General features: G+C 37.9%; 16 protein-coding genes. 6 read left to right on the top strand and 10 right to left on the bottom strand.

Annotated elements, in window-relative coordinates; all coding sequences use genetic code 11:
- The first annotated feature begins 179 nt into the window (after positions 1-179).
- The gene (locus QF044_RS02550) at positions 180-1,226 is read left to right on the top strand and encodes a hypothetical protein (protein ID WP_307263271.1); all 1,047 of its coding nucleotides are present in this window, start codon (positions 180-182) and stop codon (positions 1,224-1,226) included.
- Positions 1,227-1,289: 63 nt separating this feature from the next.
- Here QF044_RS02550 and QF044_RS02545 read toward each other — a convergent pair whose 3' ends face one another.
- The 4 genes from QF044_RS02545 to QF044_RS02530 all read right to left on the bottom strand — a co-directional run bounded on the left by QF044_RS02545 (position 1,290) and on the right by QF044_RS02530 (position 10,586).
- Complete coding sequence (locus QF044_RS02545) at positions 1,290-3,389, bottom strand: M13 family metallopeptidase (RefSeq protein ID WP_307263268.1); 2,100 nt, start codon at positions 3,387-3,389, stop codon at positions 1,290-1,292.
- A gap of 326 nt (positions 3,390-3,715) precedes the next feature.
- Positions 3,716-5,773 (bottom strand): M13 family metallopeptidase, encoded by a 2,058-nt coding sequence (locus QF044_RS02540; RefSeq protein WP_307263265.1) that lies wholly within the window; start codon positions 5,771-5,773, stop codon positions 3,716-3,718.
- 77 nt (positions 5,774-5,850) lie between these two features.
- On the bottom strand, positions 5,851-9,249 hold the full coding sequence (locus QF044_RS02535; RefSeq protein WP_307263262.1) for a polysaccharide deacetylase family protein: 3,399 nt from the start codon (positions 9,247-9,249) through the stop codon (positions 5,851-5,853).
- An 86-nt stretch (positions 9,250-9,335) separates the two neighbouring features.
- Positions 9,336-10,586, bottom strand: coding sequence for a CinA family nicotinamide mononucleotide deamidase-related protein (locus tag QF044_RS02530; protein ID WP_307263259.1), 1,251 nt, complete (start codon positions 10,584-10,586; stop codon positions 9,336-9,338).
- Between the two features lie 117 nt (positions 10,587-10,703).
- On the opposite strand from QF044_RS02530, the gene QF044_RS02525 reads away from it, so the two are divergent.
- Positions 10,704-11,177, top strand: coding sequence for a hypothetical protein (locus tag QF044_RS02525; RefSeq protein ID WP_307263256.1), 474 nt, complete (start codon positions 10,704-10,706; stop codon positions 11,175-11,177).
- 215 nt (positions 11,178-11,392) lie between these two features.
- On the opposite strand, the gene QF044_RS02520 is transcribed toward QF044_RS02525, so the two are convergent.
- The 4 genes from QF044_RS02520 to QF044_RS02505 form a co-directional block, all read right to left on the bottom strand.
- Positions 11,393-11,932 (bottom strand): lipocalin family protein, encoded by a 540-nt coding sequence (locus tag QF044_RS02520; protein ID WP_307263254.1) that lies wholly within the window; start codon positions 11,930-11,932, stop codon positions 11,393-11,395.
- Positions 11,933-12,003: 71 nt separating this feature from the next.
- A complete protein-coding gene (locus tag QF044_RS02515) occupies positions 12,004-12,738 on the bottom strand; it encodes a LytTR family DNA-binding domain-containing protein (protein WP_307263252.1) in 735 nt (244 codons plus the stop codon).
- A 39-nt stretch (positions 12,739-12,777) separates the two neighbouring features.
- Complete coding sequence (locus QF044_RS02510; protein ID WP_307263250.1) at positions 12,778-13,497, bottom strand: hypothetical protein; 720 nt, start codon at positions 13,495-13,497, stop codon at positions 12,778-12,780.
- A gap of 11 nt (positions 13,498-13,508) precedes the next feature.
- The gene (locus tag QF044_RS02505) at positions 13,509-15,290 is read right to left on the bottom strand and encodes a histidine kinase (protein ID WP_307263248.1); all 1,782 of its coding nucleotides are present in this window, start codon (positions 15,288-15,290) and stop codon (positions 13,509-13,511) included.
- 278 nt (positions 15,291-15,568) lie between these two features.
- On the opposite strand from QF044_RS02505, the gene QF044_RS02500 reads away from it, so the two are divergent.
- The 3 genes from QF044_RS02500 to QF044_RS02490 all read left to right on the top strand — a co-directional run bounded on the left by QF044_RS02500 (position 15,569) and on the right by QF044_RS02490 (position 19,215).
- Positions 15,569-16,243: an SIMPL domain-containing protein gene (locus QF044_RS02500; RefSeq protein ID WP_307263246.1), complete on the top strand. Its 675-nt coding sequence runs from the start codon at positions 15,569-15,571 to the stop codon at positions 16,241-16,243.
- Positions 16,244-16,397: 154 nt separating this feature from the next.
- Complete coding sequence (locus QF044_RS02495) at positions 16,398-17,999, top strand: DUF4139 domain-containing protein (protein ID WP_307263244.1); 1,602 nt, start codon at positions 16,398-16,400, stop codon at positions 17,997-17,999.
- Positions 18,000-18,018: 19 nt separating this feature from the next.
- Positions 18,019-19,215, top strand: coding sequence for a VWA domain-containing protein (locus QF044_RS02490; RefSeq protein ID WP_307263241.1), 1,197 nt, complete (start codon positions 18,019-18,021; stop codon positions 19,213-19,215).
- 134 nt (positions 19,216-19,349) lie between these two features.
- On the opposite strand, the gene QF044_RS02485 is transcribed toward QF044_RS02490, so the two are convergent.
- On the bottom strand, positions 19,350-20,555 hold the full coding sequence (locus tag QF044_RS02485; protein WP_307263238.1) for an FAD-binding oxidoreductase: 1,206 nt from the start codon (positions 20,553-20,555) through the stop codon (positions 19,350-19,352).
- 117 nt (positions 20,556-20,672) lie between these two features.
- On the opposite strand from QF044_RS02485, the gene QF044_RS02480 reads away from it, so the two are divergent.
- The gene (locus QF044_RS02480; RefSeq protein ID WP_307263236.1) at positions 20,673-21,053 is read left to right on the top strand and encodes an STAS/SEC14 domain-containing protein; all 381 of its coding nucleotides are present in this window, start codon (positions 20,673-20,675) and stop codon (positions 21,051-21,053) included.
- A 120-nt stretch (positions 21,054-21,173) separates the two neighbouring features.
- Here QF044_RS02480 and QF044_RS02475 read toward each other — a convergent pair whose 3' ends face one another.
- Positions 21,174-22,370, bottom strand: coding sequence for an MFS transporter (locus QF044_RS02475; RefSeq protein ID WP_307263233.1), 1,197 nt, complete (start codon positions 22,368-22,370; stop codon positions 21,174-21,176).
- Positions 22,371-22,519 lie beyond the last annotated feature (149 nt).

Raw genomic sequence — 22,519 nt, 5'->3', positions numbered from 1 at the left:
ATCATTACTTTACGATATCACTAAACTATGAAAAAATAAATAAAACGAACAATAAGAAGGTAAAATAAAATTCCGGTGCATTTTACCTTGATAGGAAAATAATCAAACACGTGTTAAAATAGGAATTCCCCGGGGCATGAGGAAAAAAATCTTTATATTTAAGTAAAGTAAACAGAATCATGAAAGATGTAAAGATTGCATTTAAAAAACCAATATTTCCTGTTTCGGAAGCACTAGAGCAGTATCTGGAAAAACATAACAGAACGACCCAAATTCAGTTTCTGTATGAAGACCTGCTAAGGTTCAGCGACAGTGTGAATATTCTGGACAAGGAAGGCAAAGATACTTTGTGGCTAGGTGTATTGTATCCGGAATATGAGTTTAAAGAAATAGAGGCTAATTTAAATAAGATTTACACCCTCCTTCATTCCGACGGAGATGAGGCTACTTTACCTTATCTCAAAGTGGATACCATTGACTTTTGTACTTTTGGGAACTCTAAACCCTTTCGCATTCGGGTAAGAAATATTCTAAACGACAATTATACTAATTTCTATATTAAACAGGCTGATGCTTCACGTATATACGGACTGGAAATAGAAGACCTGCTTTCTCCCAACCGGATCAACTTTCTGATTTACAAAAATACCCTGATAGAAGAGCATATCTTAGGAATTCCGGGAGATGTTTTTATTCAGAAACATTTAAATAATTGTACAGAACCGGAAAAGGCACAAATTTCCAAGGAATTTGTAAAGTTCAATGAGCGTTGCCTGATTGGATTGCTTGGTGACATGCGCTCCTATAATTATGTTATCATTCCTATACACGATTTTGATCAGGTAATCTACAGAATCCGTCCCATCGATTTTGATCAGCAAAGTTATGAAGGGAATTTGAAAGTTTATCTCCCCCAGTATTTCAAAGAAAACAACCTGATGGTTAATATGGTCATGGAAAAGCTGAAGCCTAATTCTATAGAACAGTATCGTAAAGAAGTGCGTTCACAAATTGTAAAAAGAGTGACCAGCAGCCAAAACAGATTTGATGAACTGATTGCTATTATGAAAAAAGAGAATATTGCACCTGAAGCCAATGTTACGGAACTAAAAACAGCGTTACAAAAGCTTACTTATGATGTAAATTTCAAGTATTGTAAAACCATGGGCGACATTATAGAAACCGGAATAAAGTTTGTTCTCCGGAATTACAAAAAAGCCTATTAAAAAGAGAATCCATCTCACACTGAGTGGAGATGGATTCTTTCTTTTCTAACAATTTTTGGCTTTCTACCAAATTTTTATCCTGTCCTGAGGCGCTTTATACATTTTGTCTTCAGGCTTTATATCAAATGCTTTGTTGAATGCATCCTGATTAACCAGCGGACCAAATGCCCTGAACGTTCCAGGAGAATGCGGGTCGGTCTTTACCTGATTGATCATATACTGATCGGTAGATTTTGTTCTCCAAACGGTGGCCCAGCTCATAAAGAATCTCTGGTCCTGTGTAAATCCACTGATCTTTCCAGGATTTCCTTTATCTTTCAGGTACATCTGAAGAGCATCATAAGCTACTGCTACCCCACCAAGGTCACCGATGTTTTCACCGCTTGTAAATTTACCGTTTACAAAGCTTCCCTTTACCGGTTCGTAAGTGCTGTACTGGGCAGCCAGCTGTCCTACCTTGGCATCAAAGTTCTTACGGTCTTCATCCGTCCACCAGTTGTTAAGATTTCCGTCACCGTCAAAACGAGAACCGCTGTCATCAAATCCGTGAGAGATCTCGTGGCCGATAACGGCTCCGATACCTCCGAAGTTGACAGCTGCATCCGCTTTGGGGTTATAGAAAGGGGGCTGAAGAATTGCGGCAGGGAAAACAATTTCATTGTTTGATCCGTTGTAATAAGCATTTACAGTTTGTGGAGACATTCCCCATTCTGTTTTGTCCACCGGTTTTCCAACTTTATCAAGATTTCTCTGATACTGCCACGCTGATACATGCTGAAGATTGGAATATAATGTAGCTCCCTGTTTAGGAGATTCTACTTTTAATCGGGAATAATCTTTCCATTTGTCCGGATAGGCAATCTTTACAGTGAATTTAGAAAGTTTTTCCTGAGCTTTCACTTTTGTGGCAGGGGACATCCAGTCTATATCGTTGATATGTGTTTTGAATGATTTTAAAATATAATCAATATACATCTCCATCTGAGCTTTTGCTTCAGGAGTGAAATATTTTTCAACATATAATTTTCCGAAAGCTTCACCCAGAACACCATTTACAAGGCTAAGGCCTCTTTTGTTCATAGGTCGCTGCTCTTTTTGTCCCTGAAGATATTTTGAATAGAAATCAAACCTGATCTGTTCCAGTTTATCATCAAGATTGCTGGCATTTCCGTTAATTAAATGATATTTCAGGTAGTCTTTCAGAAGCGGAAGGTTCTTTTCAGTAATAAACTGATCCATATTCTGGTAGTACTTCAGTTCTCCGATAATTACTTTATCTGTGTTTACACCTGCATCTTTAAGGTATTTTGCAAGGTTAACATTTTTAACCAGCCCTGAAAGTTCAGTTACAGTTTTAGGATTATATCTCAGGTTGGCATCTCTGTTCTGTTCCAGAGTCAACAGATAGTTGGCAAGCTGTTTTTCAAATGTCACTACATTCTGTGCCGCCTGGTCAGCATTTTTATTTCCTAAAACATCAAACAGTTTTCCTACATAGGTCTGATATTCTGCTAAGGTTTTAGTATTAGCCTCATTTACTTTCTGATAATAATCTCTCCCTAATCCAAGATCCGGACCGCCAAGATATACGGCATTCATTTTAGAATTCTTCATATCTGCGCTCACCCTCCAGCCGTAGAAAGAATTGTCGCCTAACTTTGTAGCTTCAAGAAGGTATTTCTGCAGATCATTAAGGTTTTTGATTGCTTCAATTTTTGCTAAATCTCCTTTGATAGGAGCCAACCCGTCTGCATTTCTTTTATTTACATCCATAAAAGAGGCATACAGATTCTGGATCTTCTGTCCTTCGGATCCTTCAGAATAGCTTTCTGATAAGATTTTGTTCAAAATATCGAGTGAAGCATCATCTACATTTTCTCTCAAAGCATTGAAAGATCCCCAACTTGCTTTGTCTGAAGGGATCTGGGTAGTTTTTACCCAATTTCCATTGACGAAGCTAAAAAAATCATCCTGCGGACGAACGCTCTTATCCATATAAGATAAATTGATTCCCTCTTCTTTCATCTCTTCTTTTTTTACTGGTTCTGCAACGGTTACTGTAGTTTCAGTCTTTGTTTCTGTACCGGCAGTTTTAGCTGTTCCGCATGAGTTTAAAAATACGATGCCGGAAAGGGCAAGTATTCCAATATTTAGCTTTTTCATTTAAAAAAAAATTTTGATTGTATACAAACTTATCAAATATACAAACTTTAGGAATAAGTGATTAATGATAATTGAGAAATGATGAAGACTTTGTATTGATATGGGGTTTCGGGGTGAAAGAGTATGAGAGTTCTAGGCTTTGAGATTTTAAGGCAAAAAGATATTCATTTAAAAAATCAGAATGAATTAACTACTGGCTGTTGGCTACTTGCAACCTGGAACTTAATATCCCGGAACTTCATAACCTGAAACCTGACATCTGCTACCTCCCCTAAAAAAACAAAAACCGCTCATTTCTGAACGGTTTTACTATTTTTTGGTAATTATTACCAGATTTTGATTCTGTCTGCAGGAGCTTTGTATAATTTATCTCCTTGTTTTACGTCGAACGCTTTGTAGAAAGCATCAACGTTGATTACCGGACCGAAGCTTCTGAAATATCCCGGAGAATGCGGGTCAGTTTTTACCTGGTTCACCATATATTTTTCGCTGGATAAAGTTCTCCAAACGGTTGCCCAGCTCAGGAAGAATCTCTGATCCTGGCTGAATCCGCTGATCTTTCCTGGATTTCCTTTATCTTTCAGGTACATCTGAAGAGCATCGTAAGCGATATTTACTCCACCTAAGTCAGCGATATTTTCACCGTTTGTGAAAGTACCGTTCACAAAAGTTCCTTTTACCGGCTCGTATTTGTCATACTGAGCTGCAAGGGCTTTTGTTGCTTTCTCGAAGTTTGCTTTGTCTTCCGGAGTCCACCAGTCTACCAGGTTTCCGTCTGCATCAAACTGAGCTCCTGAATCATCAAATCCGTGGCTCATTTCGTGACCGATCACCGCTCCGATACCTCCGAAATTCACGGCAGCATCAGCTTTAGGATTGAAGAACGGCGGCTGAAGGATTGCAGCAGGGAATACGATTTCGTTGTTTACCGGATTATAGTAAGCATTCACTGTTTGTGGTGTCATACCCCATTCTGTTTTGTCAACGGCTTTACCGATTTTTGCTAAATCTTTATTGTACTGCCATTCAGTGATACCCTGAAGGTTATTATATAAAGTTCCACCTTTAGATTCAGGAACGATCTCTAATTTTGAATAGTCTTTCCATTTGTCCGGGTAAGCAACTTTTACTGTAAACTTGTTCAGTTTATTCATTGCTTTTTCCTTCGTTGTAGAAGACATCCATGCTAAATTGTTGATATGAACTGCAAAGCTTTTCTTTAAATAGTCGATCAGTTCCACCATCTGAGCTTTTGCTTCAGCAGGGAAATATTTTTCAACGTATAATTTTCCGAAAGCTTCACCAAGAGTTCCGTTGATCAATTCGAAACCTCTTTTGTTCAAAGCTCTCTGCTCCTGCTGACCTCTCAGGTATTTACCATAGAAATCAAATCTCATGTTACCCAATTTTTCACTTAAATAAGATGCACTTCCGTGAATCATATGGAATTTTAAATAATCCTTGATTACAGGAAGGTTCTGAGCAGACACCAATTTATCGAATTCTTTGTAATATCCAATTTCTCCGATGATTACTTTATCTGTAGTTACTCCAACTTTTTTAAGGTAGGCAGGAATATCAACACCTTTTACCAATGTTGAAAGCTCAGCCATTGTTTTAGGGTTGTACTGAAGGGTATTATCACGGCTCTGCTCGTTGGTAAGGTAAGTCTTTGCGATGCTTTTTTCGTAATCTACAATTCCTTTTGCAGCGGCATCAGCATTTTTATATCCTAATTCTTTAAGCATAGAAGCTACATACTTCTGATACTCAGCAAGAGCTTCCGTATTTTTTTCGTTTACTTTCTGATAGTAATCTCTTCCTAATCCCAGAGAAGCATTCCCTAAGTACACGGCATTCATTTTAGAATCTTTAAGATCTGCATCAACACCCCATCCGTACAAAGTATTTTCTCCGTCTTTTGTTACAGAGATCAGATAATTCTGAAGATCTGCCAGATTTTTAATGGCATCAATTTTATTAATGTTCTCCTGGATTGGCTTGATCCCGTCTGCATTTCTCTTCTGCATATTCATGTATGTAGCGTACAGATCCTGGATCTTTTTACCTTCGCTTCCGTCTGCAAATTTATCTTTCAGAAGGGAGTTCAGGATAGTCATTGAGTTGTTGTCTGTATCTTCAGCCAGTTTGTTGAAACTTCCCCAAGTCGGCTTATCGGAAGGGATCTTGGCTGTTTTCATCCAGGTTCCGCTTACGTAGTTATAAAAATCATCCTGAGGACGTACAGAAGTGTCCATCAGGCTAAGGTCTAGGCCTTTGTCTGTGCTGTTAACTGCTGTTTTTACAGCTTTAGCCTGTCCGTTCACGGTATTCAGTGAGCAAACACCTGCAAGTAAAAACAAAGAAAGCGTTAGTTTTTTCATTATGATAGCAAATTTATTGTATATGTCTATTGTTTTAACAATTTGTTACTTTTTCTGTAAACAAATTTAAACAAAAATTAAGACGTCGCTATTTCTTTTACATTACCGGTTCTTTTTAAAAATCCCCAGGACTGCATTTCCCCTTTCAGGGCCTTTCTTAGGCTTCTGAAAAGTACGATATACATAAGCCATCTGTACCCGAACCGCTGTGGAATTACATAAAGCAGATTCGTTAATTTCTCCCGCTGCATAATAAAAGCTGCAAGAGCGAGAGATGCATCTACTAAAAGAAAGATCAGATAATAAGTAAATATTTTTCCGCCATTTCCTGATAAAATTCCAAAGAACATGATGAGATCTGCCAAAGGTGAAAAGAATGGAATAATGTATTGAAAAAGTAAGATATTCGGCATTGCCCAAAGTCCAAGTCCTTTATATTTTGGATTGAGGAATGTCTGGTGCTGTTTCCAGAACATCTGCATAATTCCATACGTCCAGCGGAATCGTTGTTTTAAAAACTGTTTTATACTTTCCGGAGCTTCGGTCACAGCAACTGCCCTGTTTTCATTGGCAACGGTGTATCCTGCTTTTAAAATCTTTACTGTAATATCACAGTCTTCTGCCAATGTATCGGTGGAATATCCTCCTTCTTCGATGATCACTGATTTTTTAAATGCCCCAATCGCACCCGGAATCACAGTGATCGCATTGATATGGGCATACGCTAACCTGTCGAAATTCTGACTGGTGGTATATTCTATAGACTGCCATCTGGTGATCCAGTTTACAGTGTTTCCTACTTTTACATTGCCTGCCACTGCTGCTATTTTTTCTTCGGGATCTGCATTTAAAAACCTTGCGATAAGATATTTTACGGCATCATGCTGAAGCTGGGTATCTGCGTCAATACAGACTACATATTCTGCATCGGTTTGGGATATCCCAAAGTTCAGGGCTGTTGCTTTTCCACCGTTTGATTTCGTGAAGATTTTCAGCTTCGGATGGTTTGGAAATTCTTCTTTTGCTTTTTCAAAGGTTGAATCCTTACTTCCATCATCCACCATGATGATATCAAAATTCGGATAGGTTTGTTTCAATAAATTACTCAGGGAAGAAATAATATTCACTTCTTCGTTATAAGCAGGAACAATGATGGATACTTTGGGATAAGATTCCAAAACAGGGAAATTCCCTAATGTTTTTTCTTTTTTTCTTTCTTTAAAAGCCCAATACATCATAAACAGCAGTCTTATGAGGCCCAGCCCAATAAATATGGAGAAAAGTGCGACTAAAAAATGACTTATTCCATAAACTACGGTTGCCAGAACCAGATTGAGCTGCATAATATAATAGGATCTTGTTTTAGGCACTTCCGGCATCAGCACGTTTTTGCTTTTATGCAGAATACTGGCAAGATTCGTGAAATGATAGCCTTGTTTCTGCAGTGTTGGTATCAGGATTTTAAGAGCTTTTACAGTTTCTTCTCTGGTATCTCCGCCTGCATCATGCAGAAGTATGATATTTCCACGCTCCTGTTTGATTCCTGCCATGACGCGTTTTATGATTTCATCTGCTTTTATTCCGGGCTGCCAGTCTTCAGGATCTATACTTTCTCCTATGTCCAGATAATTCTGCTGTCTTGCCAATGCTACGGGAATGATCTCCTCAGAAGTGGTAGGTTCAGAGTCTGCGTTATAAGGTGCTCTGAACAGAATGGTACTATGCCCTGTAACGCATTCTATGAGAAGCCTTGTCAGCTTCATTTCCAGCAATGCTCTTTCCGGGCTTACTTTAGCTACATTTTCATGGGTGAAAGTATGATTCCCGATTTCATGGCCTTCCCGGTAAATTCTTTTAACCAGCGGAAGATTTCTTTCAGCATTGAGTCCGACAAGGAAAAAGGCAGCAGGGACATGGTATTTTGACAGAACATCTAAAATCTGTGGTGTGTACGTTTCGTCCGGACCATCATCAAAAGTCAGAACCAGATTTTTTTGAGGAGCCTCACCGTATTTTTTCACTTCATAAGAACTTGGATACGTGATATAATTTTCGTCCGTAATTATTTTTTCTTTAGAATCTATTTCCAATGCAATCTTTCCGTCATGCGGGGTATTTAACACATCCAAAACCTCTCCGTCTCCAATATAATCTACCATGGTCTGGCCTTTTACATTTTCTAGTATTTTTAAGTTAAGCTTAGACATACCGGCAGAGGTCAGGTCTTTATCATAGAAATTCCAGATTCTGCTGTCTTCACTTCCCAGCCTCCAAACGGCAGTTCCTGCCAGCGGATATTCAGAGGAAAAACGCATGGTATTGAAAATGGATGCCGCATCGTTGAAAAATACCGTATGGGTATTTTTTTTAGAGTCAGTGTAGGAATAATTTAAATTGAATGTATTATCATCGAAATTAATCACGGCCTTACTTGCACTGGCTTTTGTAATGGCTTGCATATAGGTAACAGAACTATTGTCATCTTTATTTGTGCTCCAGTCGTAGCCGTACGCCCCCAGTCCGAGAATGATTTTTTCAGGAGTGGTTTTCTGAAGAATTTTTTCAGTTTGTGCTTCGATCCATTTTTGTGAAGAAACGGGTCCCGCATCACTGTCTGCAGCATATTCATCATAAGCCATCAGGATGAAGTAATTTACATAGGGATTCAGTTTCTGGATATTATAGTCATCATTATCTGTCATGATATCCATGGTAACCAGCAGTTTGTTCTGTTTGAAAGTTTCCGAAAGCTCCTTCATAAAGGCAATAAGATATTCATCAGAATCCAGGTTCATATCTTCAAAGTCAATATTGATTCCTTTAAAATGAAATTTCTTGCATTGCTGTGTCAGTTTTTGAATAAGTTTCGTTCTTTTCTGAGGATCTTTGAGGACTTTCCCCAGTCCTTCAGAACGGAACTCCCGGTCGGAATTATTACTTAAAATCGGCATGGCAGCCACTCCTGTTCTTTTGATTATTTTATAACCTTCCGGATCTATATTGGTCTTCAGATCTCCTGTTTTGGGATCGAGGAAAAACCATTCCGGAAAAACAAGGTTGATGTGTCTGATATTTCTTTTCAGAGACATCAGGGATTGCGGATCCCAGGCTACATAGAATGCGGAGCGGATTCCGCCGGGAAACTGGGACCAGTTTTTGTTTTGATTTTTGAGTCTTTCTGCTCTTGCCTGCTGAATTTTAGCAAGACTGGTGTGCATTGTTTTTTCAGAAATAAAACTCCTGAAGCCTTTATATTCTTTAGATATTTTATTCTCCTGAAGATAAGGTTTGTTAGCGGTAATTACTGCTTTATAGTCTTCTTTGAAAGGAATTTTTGGGCTTTTTTCCATTTTCATCATCAGCCCTAAAGCCAGGATCAGCAATACGGCAACGAAAATGAAAATACGGCTTCCCCACTGTACGCTTCTCCAGCGTTTTTTATTGTTGGTTTGAAAAATCTGTTTTGAACTTTCCACTTTATGAAATTTATAGGATGATCTCAAAAAGTGTGAAAAACAACACCAATTTTAATTAAAATAAAATTAAAAAAACAAGCTGGTAATTAATTGTTTATAAGAAGTCCTATCAGATCCTGAATTATTTTCTGGGAAACAAAATTCATGAAATCCAGTCTGTCCAGATGTGGCAGGTATAGTTTTGAAGTCACCGCCTGGTCCTTGATGCGAATGCTATAGAAAACAGTTCCTACATCATGGCCATCCTCTCCTCTTCCCGGCCCAGCAACACCTGTTGTAGAGAGCGAAATGTCTGTACCAAATAATTTCTGACAGCCTTCTGCCATTTCACTTGCCACCTGCTCACTTACTACAGTAAACTCGTCTACCGTTTCTTTTGAAATCTTTAAAATCTCTATTTTCTTTTCTGTGGCATAAGGTACAATACCTCCTATAAAATATTTTGAGCTTCCGGCAGTGGATGTGATCATTTTTGCAAGCTCTCCTCCAGTACAGCTTTCTGCTGTTGAAATCGTCAGGTTTCTTTCCGTAAGGATCTCTGATAAGATCTTTTCTATTTTGTCTTCTGAAACAGCAATAACGTGATCACCTACTATAGGAAGGAGTTTCTGGATCTCTTCTTCTGCCTGCAGCTTCAGGGCAGCTTCATTATCTCCTGAAGCCGTTAATCTCAATTTAACCCGTGTTCCCACCGGAAGATAAGAAAGCGCCAGGTTTTCCGGAAGCGCCAACTCCCAGTCTTCAATCATATCTGCAAGAATACTTTCAGGAATTCCCACCACAGAAACAATTCTGGTATAGATATAATACAGATTGAATTTTTCTTTTAGATAAGGAACAATCTGGTCTCTGATGAGCGGTTTTACTTCGTAGGGAACGCCGGGAAGACTGAAACTCAATTTTCCGTCCTGCTCCATCATCATGCATGGCGCGGTTCCGAAATGATTCTGAAAAACAACAGATTTTGTAGGAACAAAGGCCTGTTCTCTATTTCTTTCAAGAATATCAGCCCTTCCCCTTTTCTCCATATAATTTTTAAGATGATTAAAAGTCACCTCATCCAATGCAATTTCATCATTGAAGTATTCTGCCAGTGCTTTTTTGGTTTTATCATCCCTTGTCGGACCCAATCCGCCTGTTGTTATGATGAGGTCTCCAAGCTCAAAAGCAGCTTTTAAGGTATTTTTAATGGTATCAATTTCGTCTGAAATGGTGAAAATCTGGGTAACCTGTATGCCTATATTCTTAAGTTCTGTGGCAATAAAATTAGAATTGGTATCAACGGTGTTTCCGGAAAGGATTTCATCACCGATAGTAATCAGAACAGCTTTTTCCATATATAAATTCTTAAAAGAAAATCTCCTGCAAATGACGGGAAAATCTGCGGCTGCGACAACATAAAATGATTTTTTCTATCTTTGGCTGATACTGTTTAAAACTATAATTATTAGGCGATGGCAAAATATGATGATGCTTCCTGGCACTATGGCGGAGAATATCCGGAAAATTTACCTGATGAAAATGCAGCAACCCATATCGGAATGTTTCTGGCATGGTGTATCAACAATGATCTGATTTCGGATGAATTAATGGAAGATTCTACAGATGAAATCCAAAGGGTGAAAAGACGCGAGATGACAGGAGGTGAATTCCTAATAGAAGTGTGTGATGAAAAGTTCAGTGAGCATGATCTTAATGATCTCAGTAACGGCTTTGCACAGGCTTATTACAACGATGATACTGCATTTGGAAAAAAATTCAAATCGTTTGCAGATGATTATTCTGAAACTTTCGACAGGAAAGCAGAAGAAAATGATTTTGAATACGAATCTTTCTACCATGTAGAAGATACCTATGAAAACTATGACCTGATAAAACTGCTAATTGATCAGCGTTTTGAGGAATGGAAGGAGTTTGCCAGAGTTTAAGTATCGGAAATCTGGAGGGGTTTAAGTATATGTGTGAAAGAAAAATTGCTTGTTGGCAGTAGCTAAGAATCATATTATAGTCAAAAACCTGACATGGAAATATGCACTAATGGGCAATATCCGGTGGCTGAAGCTTCCGAAGCCACCAGTAATAATTGCCTGATATCTGATATCTTACATCTAAAATCTTGATTATTGGCTCTTGACCGTCAACTCTAATTATGTTTCACCCAGATCAATTCATCTGTATTATAACCTATTTTTTTTGCTTTTTCAATGAATCGCTGCTTAATACTATCCGGAATAGATGGCGTTCTTGATAGAATCCATAAATATTTTAAGCTGCTTCCTGCAACCAACGCATACTGATAGTCTTCATCGATATCAATAACATTGTAGCCGGCCCAGATTGGTTTGAAAAATGAAACTTTGAGACGGGCTTCTGTTTTGTCTTTTACAAATCTGGCTTCTCCAATAGATTCTTTGTGCTCTTTTTTTATATAATCATAGCCTTTATTATCTACCCGAATGGTACCATCAGGGTTTTCAGAATATTCGGCAGTGACATTGTCCATATTTTTCTCGAATCTATAATCGAAACGGGCAATTTCATACCATCTTCCAAGGTATTTTTTAACATCAAAATTGTTGACGGCTACTGCTCCTTTCGGAATTCCCGTTGAGCAGGAATTAAATATCATAAAACCTAAAACACCTAATGTGACGGGGATAGCAATTTTCTGAAGAGTTTTCATAAGTAAATATTTTGTGATTGCCCTGAAAACTTCAAAAATGGTGCCTTTTAGTTATTAATGAACAATAAATTCTAAGAAAAGACTTTCAGGAAATTATCTTTAAAACTACCTGAAACCTCAATTTCCGTATCATCGGAAAGCATAATGGTTCCGCTTTTATGGTAAGATTTTACAAACCCTGAATTGATGATATGGGAACGGTGAACCCGTACAAAAGGATTTTCCAGCAGGTCATCAAAATGCTTCAGAAAACGGCACACCATCTTTTTTGAACCGTCTGTAAGATAAACCTGTGTAAAATTTCCGTCTGCCTGCAATCTTAGGATATCTTCAGTTTTTACCACGTCAAATCCCTGTAGTGTAGGCAGGATAAGCTGTTGTTTTTCAGATTTTAACTTTAAATTTTCGAGGAGAATTTTATTACGGTTGAGTTCTTCTTTCTTTTCCAGGCTTTCTGCTACTTTATTGACCGCCAGAATAAGCTCCTGGATATCAATGGGTTTTAAAATATAATAACTTGCTGATTTATTAAGCGCCTGCAGTGAATATTGAGAAAAAGCCGTGATAAAGATTGTTTCATAGGAAAATTCTTTGGTCGCCTCCAATACATCAAAGGCATTTCCGAAAGGCATTTCCACATCCAGGAAAACAAGTTGCGGCTGCTTTTCAGCGATCAAAGGAACAGCTTCTTTGATATTTTCTGCTTCGCCCACTATTTCTACCTGAGGACAGTATTTGGTGATGTAATTTCTGAGAACTTCTCTAGCAATAAGCTCATCGTCTACGATTACAGATTTTATTTTCATGAGATTGGGATTAGGTAATAGGTTAGATCGAGCCCGGTTTTACTGGTATTTTCCGTTTTTAAATTTTAAAATCCTATAGGAGGTTTTTGAAGTTTTATTTTCTTTACAATCTCCGTTTACTTCTTTGCTTTCTGTTTCTTCAGATATGGTTTTTATTTTCAGGTCTGTGAAATTGCTGGTTTTTGTTTTATCCATTATAATCACGGAATGATCATCTCGGAATTCACCTGTACACCGGGTATCCCATTCACCGCCATGAGTATTTAATTCAAACATATTTAAAACCTTTTTAAGCGTTTTTCCTGTTGGATAATACAAAGAGACCGTTTCTGAAGAATATGGATTGGGCTGGCTGCCGTTGGCAACACTTATGTTGATACCAAAAGCCCGGGTATCACTGCTGATATTATATAGACCTGTGTCTATGCTTACACTTCTCAGCATCACAGCATCGGAAGTGATTTCCACAGGATCAAAATATTGGTTTTTGATCACACCATTTTCGTCGGTAATGACAATATAATTCCGGACCACAAAAAAATCCTCTTCTTCCTTGCCCTGCAGGATTGGCAGTACAGCAATATAAGAATCTTCGGCATTCGGCATTTTCTTTTCTGCGCAGAATTCTTCTTTGATTTTGGTTTTATCAAGCTTCAGGCTTTTTATTATATTTTCAAAACGGAGACTGTTAATTTCCTGTCCGTGTAGTATTCCAATTAATGAAAATATGAATACCGATATGAATAAACGTTTCTTCATTTTCTATCTATTTATGACAGGTTTATTTTTATGGTCACTAAAACTCCACTGCCGTTTTCCTTATCTTTTATAGAACTGGTGATGTCTTTTTTGTAAAGATCATTCAGCAGTTTAATCCTTTCCAGTGTATTTTTCATGCCACGGCCTTCCCGGGTCTTTTGATGCTGGGTCTTCTGTTTTTTGCTTTCTTCAATGCCTATTCCGTTGTCTTCAATGGTGATCTTTAAATGCTGGGCTTCTTTTTCAAAATTCAGTTTCAAAAATCCTTTTTCACTTCTGTAACGGAGTCCGTGCCAGACTGCATTTTCCAGGAAGGGCTGAACAAGCATTCCGGGAACTTTCAGGCTCTGCATATTCAGCCTTTCATCCACCTCAACTTTATAATCGAATTTATCAGCAAAACGGGTCTTTTCTAAAGCAAGATAATTCTGGAGTAAATCCAGCTCCTGTTGGAATGGAATAAAATCTTCAGTTGAATTTTCCATGACACCCCGCATCAGCTTTGAGAATTTTGTTAGATACTGATTCGCTTCCAGCTCATTATTAGTTGCTATAAAATGATTGACACTGTTTAAACTGTTAAAGATAAAGTGCGGATTCATTTCTCTTCTCAGCGACTGCAGGGCAATTTTTTTATTTTTGATCTGAACTTTTTTCAGTGTTCTGAAAATAAAGATTATCAGCCCGGTCAAAAGGATCAGAACACCAATCAGGCTGTAATTAAATACATTCTTCCTACGGATCAAAGCGTCTTTTAACTCCCGTTCTTTTTCCAGCTGAGAAATTCTCTGTTCTGTATCTTCCAGTACTTTATTATCAACCAGACTTCTGTCCTTAGAAACAAGATCAGGGAGTTTCCCCAGAAAATCTCTGTACAGCAACATAGAAGCATCGGTATTTCCTGACCTATTATAAAGGCTGTCCAGTCTTTTTACACTTTTCTGAGCTTCCAGTGTATGTCCTTTTTCCAGGGCAATTCCGTAAGCATTTTTTAATAGTACGACAGCTTCTTCCGGATCATTTTTTTTAATATAAATATCGGCCAGTTCCTGGATCTGGTTGACTTTTTCCTGTGAATTTTCTTTTACAAAATCTTCTTTCAGGACTTTCTTTTTGGCTTCAATAGCTTTTTCAAAATTCCTGTTCTCAACGTAGAAATTCGTCAGTTTCTGATTAATCTCTAAAGCCTGCTGAGGCGCTTCTTTTTTAGAAATAGCATAGGCACTGTTCAGGTTTTCTTCTGCTCTGGGAATATCTTTCTGTTGAATATTCACATCGGCCATCTGGCTGTAGCTTGCGGCAAGATCGCCTTTATCTTTTCCTTTTAAACTTATATTAATATTATCCTGTATTGCTTCTGCTTTCTGTTCGACTGTTGGAGAAGAAAGTCTCGCCACATCATTAGCATTTACCGCTCTGCTTTTTTCCGTATAGCTCATTTCAGCAGCCATACTGTAATTGCTGATGGCCGGGGTTATTTTATTCTGTTTTTCCTGTGACTGGGCAATTTTCCGGGTTACGATTTCCAGATTCTTTTTATCATTGAGGTTTTTGTAAATGTTTCTGGCTTTGACCAAAAACTCTTCACTTTTAGCATAATTCCCTTGGTCAAAATAATCATTGGCAATACCTACATAGGTGTCTGCAACACCTTTATTATCATTATTATCAACTGCTTTTTTTAATCTTGCAGCAGATTTATAAGCTTTAGTAACCCGCGCAGAATCCTGTGCTATACAGAAATTTCCTGCAGCAAGAATGAATATGAAGAATATTTTAAAAACTAATTTCACGGATTTCGGATCTTTAATGCAAAGTAAGTAAAACTTTATGTATCCTATTCTATTCTTTACCAAGTCAAAGCCTCATTTCACCCAGTTTTCCAGATTAAAAATGAGAATATTAGACTGCCTTATTTTTACCATTAAAATATCCTAATAGTTTTAAAAGCCTCATTTCAAAAATTCCCTGTTTTGAGCAATCCACCAAGTGAAAACCACAATTCACCAAGTCTCCCGATTTCCGGTTTCTTATCGCAGTAATTTTACTTCAGAATTTAAAACAAGAAATTATGAAATTAAGACATTTTTTATTGATCGGAATCTTTAGCCTGGGGAGTTTTGTACATGCACAGGAAGTAAAGAAAAATGCCATTGAAGTAACTGGTATTGCGGAAATGGAAGTAGAACCGGATGAGATCATCTTCAACATCGGCATTAAAGCAGATAATAAGAACGAGCTTGCGGACAATGAGAAGAAATTGTTTGAAACTTTGAAGAATGCTGGTATAAAGAACGATGACATCAAGTTCAAATCTATGTACCAAAATATCTATGCTAAAAATGGAAAATTTACAAAAAGCTATACATTCAAAGCCAACACAAAAGCCAATATCAGCAAAGTATTTGAAGACCTGAACCAAAAATGGGTAAGCAACCTGAATATTGCAGAAGTAAAGAATACTAAAATTGCAGACTTCCGAAAAGCAGTAAAAATAAATGCTTTAAAAGCAGCAAAGGAAAAGGCAGACTATCTCCTGGAAAGTATGGGCAAAAAAACGGGTGCCCCGCTGGAGATTATCGAAATTGAAGATTATACAAGCGATACTGTAATGCCTATAGCCTATAAAAGTGGCATGAGAAATATACAACTGGAAGCAGCAGATGCTTCTGCAGACATTTCTTTTGAAAATATAGAGAATATCAAGATCAAATACAGCATCAAAACGAGATACGAAATACTTTAGAATAACAGATTTAAGAGACAGTCCGAAAGGGCTGTTTTTTCTTTTTGCAGACTGGCGGTTAAGCTTACCAAGTGAAAGTATGGTTTCACCAAGTTTCCCAATTTTCAGCCTTGAATCCAGGTAATTTTACTTCAGGAATTTAAAATAATATACTATGAAACACTATTTAATACTACTCATTTCATTTTCTGTTTCATTTTTGGAAGCACAGGAAATCAAAAAAGAAATTGAGGTAAAGCAGGCCACCGTATTCCTGCAGGGTGCTAAAGTTTTCGGAAGCACCAATGTGAGCCTTCAGAAAGGAAGAAACAGGGTACGAATTATCAATCTTCCCAATAACCTGGATGAGAATACGTATAAAATCAATCTTGAAAAGAATACCACTCTGCTTTCCATAACGCCACAAAATAATTTTCTAAAAGATGATGAGTTATCAGACAGTGAAAAGAAGCCTGATGATGAAAGAAAGAAATTACAGAGACAGGCCAATTTACTGAATATTCAGATCAAGAACCTGACTGGCGAACAAAATATCATTAACGACAATTTAAAAGTTTCCACCAATGATAAATCTACTCCACAAGAACAGCTGATGAAACTGACAGAATTTTACAGAAAAAGGATGCTGGAAATTGATAACCAGATTTTTGTTTTAGACGAGCAGAAATTGGTTCTGGATGAAGGCATTGCCAAAATCAATAAACAATCAGGAGAAGAGCAAACCAATAAGAACACGAACAGAAAAGAGCTTCTTCTGGAAATTCTCGCAGAGAATGAAACCAATCTGAATTTAGGAGTCAGCTATATTGTTTCCGATGCAGGCTGGATCCCGTCTTACGATCTGCGAGCCGAATCGGTAAAGAAACCTCTCGAAATGGTGTATAAAGGAAAGATCTACCAGAAAACGGGACAGGACTGGAAAAATGTAAAGCTCTTTGTTTCTACTTACAGACCTTCTTATAACCAGGACAGACCCATTCTTTCTCCTTTGTATGTTGCGGAATATACTGCTTATAATGCTCAGGCTGAAACAGCAGGCTATCAACTGAAAGCAGCTGCAAAAGAGGTAAACTCTTATCAGATAAGAGCTGAAGTTGCTGCTAAACCAAGCCAGATTCCGGTAGCAACCGTTTCAGACAGCCAATTGAACGTGATTTATGAGCTTAATTATAACCAGACCATTCTGAGCCAGGAAAAAGAACAGTATGTGATTCTTGATAAAAAACAGATTGATGCTACTTATAAATACCATACGGTTCCAAAACTGAACAATCAGGTATTCATGATGGCTTTCATTAAAAACTGGCAGAATCTTAACCTGATCTCCGGAGAAGCCAATATCTATTTTGAAGATAATTATATCGGGAAAACTAGTATTACCAGCAATTATGTAAAAGATGAATTCCCAATCTCATTAGGCGTAGATGAAAGAATTACGGTAAAAAGAATCAAACTGGAAGATAAAACTGCCCAGAAAAACTTTAACAGCAATAAATGGGATACAGAATCTTACCAGATCAGCATCAGGAACAATACAAAAGAAAGCATCGAACTGGAAATCCTGGATCAGCTTCCCATCAGTGAAAATTCTAAGATCCTGGTTAAGGCATTAGAAATCGGAAACGGAAGTCTCGATGAGAAGACAGGAAGTATTCTTTGGAACAGAAACATCAGCAGCGGAAGCTCGGACAAAATCAATTTCTCTTATGAGGTGAAGTATCCAAAAGAGATGCAGGTTCAATATTACAGCAGATAACCAATAAAAAAATAGTATTATGACTACTTTAAAAATCTTAGCATTGACAGCATGCACGGCTTTTTTAAGCTCCGGCAGTTTTTCAGACAGCCGCTGTTCAAACAGCACTACAGCAGACAGAGCAGCATTGATTCAAAGCGCTTCCTTAACACCAACAGTACTAACAGCAAAAGGCAATAAAATTCAGGTTGCGCTTCTGCTGGACACTTCCAACAGTATGGACGGACTCATCGATCAGGCTAAATCCAGGCTCTGGAATATTGTAAATACTTTAACCACATTGAAGTACAACGGACAGGCATCACAAATAGAAATTGCTCTTTATGAGTATGGAAACGACGGTATCCGTGATGAAAATTACATCCACCAGGTGACTCCGCTGACTCAGGATCTTGATCTGGTTTCAGAGAAATTATTTGCCCTGAGAACCAATGGCGGCAGCGAATACTGTGGGGCGGTAATCAGAGATGCCTCAAACAATCTGAACTGGGATGGCAATGAAAAAAGTATGAAGCTAATCTATATTGCCGGAAATGAGGCTTTTGACCAAGGAAAAATAAATTACAAGGAAGTGATTTCCAACACGAAAAGTAAAAATATCTACACGAACACAATTTTCTGCGGAAGCAGAGAGGAAGGGATTCAAACTTTCTGGCAGAACGGTGCTACGTTAGGTGGCGGTAAATATTTCAATATCGACAGTGATAAAAGGGTAATTTACATAGAAACGCCGTATGACGTAAGGATTTCAGAATGTAATACAAAGCTGAATGACACCTACATCTATTACGGAAGCCATGGTTCTGAATACAAACTGAAACAGGCCGCCCAGGACAGAAATGCAGAAGTACAGTCGGTATCCAATTATGTGGAAAGAACCGTCGCCAAGTCCAGGAAGAATGCTTACAACAATGATCACTGGGATCTTGTGGATAAGGCTGAAAAAGACGCAAGTTTTATTTCCACAGTGAAAGATGATGCACTTCCTTCTGAATTGAAAGGTAAAAGTAAGGAAGAGATCAAAAAAGCAGTTGCTATAAAATCTGCAGAGCGTGGGAAGATTCAGAAAGAAATCGAAGAACTGTCAAGAAAGCGCCAGGAATACATTGATACCGAAATGAAAAAGCGTGGGAATCCGGATTCAGATGACTTGGGAAAAGCAATTGAAAAATCAATTCTGGAGCAGGCAAAAGCCAGCGGATACACATCTAAATAATAGAAATGGTGGCTGCAATTGTCTCAGCCACCATATTTTTTCAATAATAATTTTGTTTCAGTATTTAAATTAATTAGTCTTAATTTCAATGTTAATCTGTACCTGGTCGTTGAGGTTTCCAAAGCGGCCAGGTTTTATCTGCCAAATTTAAAATAGGGTGAAAGCAGATGTTTTTTATTTTTCATAAACCGGGAAGCCATTTCCATTCCTGTTACGGAGAAAGTGATTCCATTGCCCCCGAATCCCAGTACAAAATAGGAATTCTTAAACTTTTTGTGCTCCCCAATATAAGGCAACCCGTCTTTGGTTTCGCCAAAAGTTCCGGCCCAGACGAAGTCTGTATAAAAATGATAATCCGGTTTTATTTTTTTCAGATTTTTGAGGATGTCTTTTTCTTTTTTATTCAGCAGAGCATCTCTTTTTTCAGCATCATAAAAATCTTCATCGCCACCACCAATCAGAAGTCTGCCGTCGTCCGTTGTACGCATGTAGATATAGGGATCATCCGTATTCCAGACCAAAGTGCTGCTGATATTTTTGAATTTATCATGATCAATTTCTGAAACAATGGCATAGGTACTTTTGAGATTTACAAAGTTTTCTTTAATCATATTTTTACTTTCGTAGCCAATGCAGTAGATCACTTTTTTAGCCTTGATCTGAAAACCGCTGTCTACTGTCACCAGATTAAAACCTTTGTGATATTCCACCTTCGTCATTTCAGTTTTATCAAATATTTCCAAGCCTTTTCTTATGTTATGTTTGAATAATTCATGGGCAAACTTAAAAGCATCAATACTGGCTCCCTGCCTGGAAACAATTCCCCCATATGTATTTTCAAGGCCAAACTGTTCTACAATTTGGTCTGCTTCCAGCCATTTTACTTCAAATCCTGCATCTTTCCTTGCAGCATATTCATCTTTAAGCCATCTGACATCTTTCTTTTTTGATGCAAAATACAGGGATTTCTTTCGTTTAAAACCTGCATCAGACCGGATCCTTTTTGAAAGTTTTTCCAGAATATCTATCGCATCAGAACAGGCCTTGTAACTCTCCACTGCGCCTTTTTTACCAATCAGCTCTTCCAGTTCAAAAAGTGGAACATCTATTTCATACTGCAGCATGGAAGTGGTTGCTGATGTACTTCCGTTGCAGAGTTCGCGTTTATCAATCAGGATCGTTTTATAGCCGTCACTGACCATTTGATGGGCAATAAGACTTCCGGTAATGCCCCCTCCTATAATTAAGACATCACATTCTTCATTTGATTTCAGGGACGGATAAGAAGCTGTTAATCCGTTTTTCAAAAGCCAGAAAGGTTCATTCGATTTTAGATCCATAATTGAATATCAGATTAAAAATATTAATATTTATAAGTATTTTAACGATTTATAATCAATCTGTGGTGCAATTATTGTACCCAGTTTAAAAATCCAACCACATTAAAAAATTTAATTATGATAACGATTATTCCAGAAGCTCCGGAAAATGTTGCGGCTTTCAATGCAACGGGAGAAGTTACGAAAGAAGATTTTGAAAACCTGGTCATTCCTCATGTAAAAGAAAAAGTAGACCAGTTCGGTGAACTGAATTACTTACTGTACCTTGATACAGATCTTGATCAGTTCACTATGGGTGCATGGTTTCAGGATATGCTGCTGGGATTGAAGAATCTTGCCAGGTGGAACCGTGCAGCAATCGTGACAGACAAAGAAGGTGTTCAGAATTTTACAGAAATTTTCAGTGTCCTGATGCCGGGAGAGTTTAAGTCTTTCCCAAAAGAGAATTTATACAATGCGCTTTATTGGTGTAAGAATGGGAATGAGGTAGAAGCGTAAATTTATTTATAACTAAAAAGAGACTCTGTTTGTTTATTTAAACAGAGTCTCTTTTTATATCAAGTACTAAAGACAAAAACTTTATAGGTTTAAACTTTATATTAAAAATATTTTCAATATTTATTTATCACAAGGTGCACATTCTACAAGGGCATTGTCGGGAGTTTCTCTGCCATATAAATATCTGTATCTCAAGCTTATTGCCAGACCAATGAATGTCATTCCCACTCCTACCAGTGAAGGATACTTAAATGAAAAGCCATATTCCAAAGGAATTCCGCCTAAAAAAGCACCCATTGCATTGGCGATATTAAAAGCAGCCTGCATAAATGCAGCAGCCATCATTTCACTTTTAGGAGCCGCCTTCATCATCATAATATTAATAGGTGCGGCAACAGACATCGACAGTGCTCCGCAGACGAACGTCAGTACAAGCGCTATATTCTGATTCTCTGCAAAGAAAAATACACCTGCCAGAGAAATCATCATCAGGAAGATGAGTAATACACATGTCTTTTCCGGTCCAAGTCTGTCAGAGATAAACCCTCCGGCAAGGTTCCCAACAACCATTCCGGCACCGGCCAATATCATTACGTAAGCCATCTGGTTGCTTTGGATTCCTGCAACGATTGTCATTAATGGTGTTATATAGCTGAACCATGTGAAAAGTCCTCCAAATCCGATCGCTGTGATTCCCAATACAAGCCATGACTGCTTATTTTTAAGAAATTTCAGCTCTTCCAGAAAATGGGTATCCTGGTTGGATTCTATAGCCGGAAGCCATAATTTCAGGAATAATATTGCAAAAAGCCCGATCAGTGCTACAATGGCAAAATACAGCTTCCAATGATAAGCATGCCCTATATAAGTAACCAGTGGAACCATGACCAGATTGGCCACCGTAAGCCCGGTAAACATTAAGGATATATAAAATGCCTCCTTTCCTTTTCCTGCCATTCGTGATGCAACTACCGTTCCTACTCCGAAGAACGCTCCATGGGGAAGCCCGGATAAAAACCTGATGATCAGCATGCTCGTATAATCCGGTGCAATAGCTGAAAGTCCGTTAAATAGTGTAAAAAGGATCATTAAAACCATCAGCACTTTTTTAGGTGGAAATTTCACCGAATACCCGATAAGAATCGGCGCTCCCACCACTACTCCCATTGCATAGGCCGAAATCAGGTGTCCTGCTTCAGGAATAGTAATTTTTAGGGTATTGGCAATATCCGGCAGCAGTCCCATAACGGTAAATTCCGTTGTTCCTATTCCCAGACCTCCTATAGCCAGCGGTATTATTCTTTTATCAATCTTCATTAGTAAGCTTCTTTTTCGAATTAATTTTTAAATGTTTTTTTGCTGAAAATTAAAAATGACTGTCAATCTTCATTTTGAAAGTGCAAAATTCGCAAGAAATATTGGCATTTACTTCTCTTAAAATGATAAAAATTTGCTCTATATTAACC

Source organism: Chryseobacterium sp. W4I1 (genome assembly GCF_030816115.1).
In the GTDB taxonomy this organism is placed as follows: domain Bacteria; phylum Bacteroidota; class Bacteroidia; order Flavobacteriales; family Weeksellaceae; genus Chryseobacterium.
The sequence above is the reverse complement of the archived record's forward strand: the minus strand, read 5'-3'. Positions and strand labels throughout refer to the sequence as shown.

What these genes read in the sequence shown, in the direction of transcription:
- QF044_RS02495 (WP_307263244.1), top strand. Translation starts at nt 16,398, where the DNA reads ATGAAACACTATTTAATACTACTCATTTCATTTTCTGTTTCATTTTTG.
- QF044_RS02485 (WP_307263238.1), bottom strand. Translation starts at nt 20,555, where the DNA reads ATGGATCTAAAATCGAATGAACCTTTCTGGCTTTTGAAAAACGGATTA.
- QF044_RS02525 (WP_307263256.1), top strand. Translation starts at nt 10,704, where the DNA reads ATGGCAAAATATGATGATGCTTCCTGGCACTATGGCGGAGAATATCCG.
- QF044_RS02520 (WP_307263254.1), bottom strand. Translation starts at nt 11,932, where the DNA reads ATGAAAACTCTTCAGAAAATTGCTATCCCCGTCACATTAGGTGTTTTA.
- QF044_RS02540 (WP_307263265.1), bottom strand. Translation starts at nt 5,773, where the DNA reads ATGAAAAAACTAACGCTTTCTTTGTTTTTACTTGCAGGTGTTTGCTCA.
- QF044_RS02510 (WP_307263250.1), bottom strand. Translation starts at nt 13,497, where the DNA reads ATGAAGAAACGTTTATTCATATCGGTATTCATATTTTCATTAATTGGA.
- QF044_RS02500 (WP_307263246.1), top strand. Translation starts at nt 15,569, where the DNA reads ATGAAATTAAGACATTTTTTATTGATCGGAATCTTTAGCCTGGGGAGT.
- QF044_RS02515 (WP_307263252.1), bottom strand. Translation starts at nt 12,738, where the DNA reads ATGAAAATAAAATCTGTAATCGTAGACGATGAGCTTATTGCTAGAGAA.
- QF044_RS02550 (WP_307263271.1), top strand. Translation starts at nt 180, where the DNA reads ATGAAAGATGTAAAGATTGCATTTAAAAAACCAATATTTCCTGTTTCG.
- QF044_RS02475 (WP_307263233.1), bottom strand. Translation starts at nt 22,370, where the DNA reads ATGAAGATTGATAAAAGAATAATACCGCTGGCTATAGGAGGTCTGGGA.
- QF044_RS02490 (WP_307263241.1), top strand. Translation starts at nt 18,019, where the DNA reads ATGACTACTTTAAAAATCTTAGCATTGACAGCATGCACGGCTTTTTTA.
- QF044_RS02480 (WP_307263236.1), top strand. Translation starts at nt 20,673, where the DNA reads ATGATAACGATTATTCCAGAAGCTCCGGAAAATGTTGCGGCTTTCAAT.
- QF044_RS02545 (WP_307263268.1), bottom strand. Translation starts at nt 3,389, where the DNA reads ATGAAAAAGCTAAATATTGGAATACTTGCCCTTTCCGGCATCGTATTT.
- QF044_RS02530 (WP_307263259.1), bottom strand. Translation starts at nt 10,586, where the DNA reads ATGGAAAAAGCTGTTCTGATTACTATCGGTGATGAAATCCTTTCCGGA.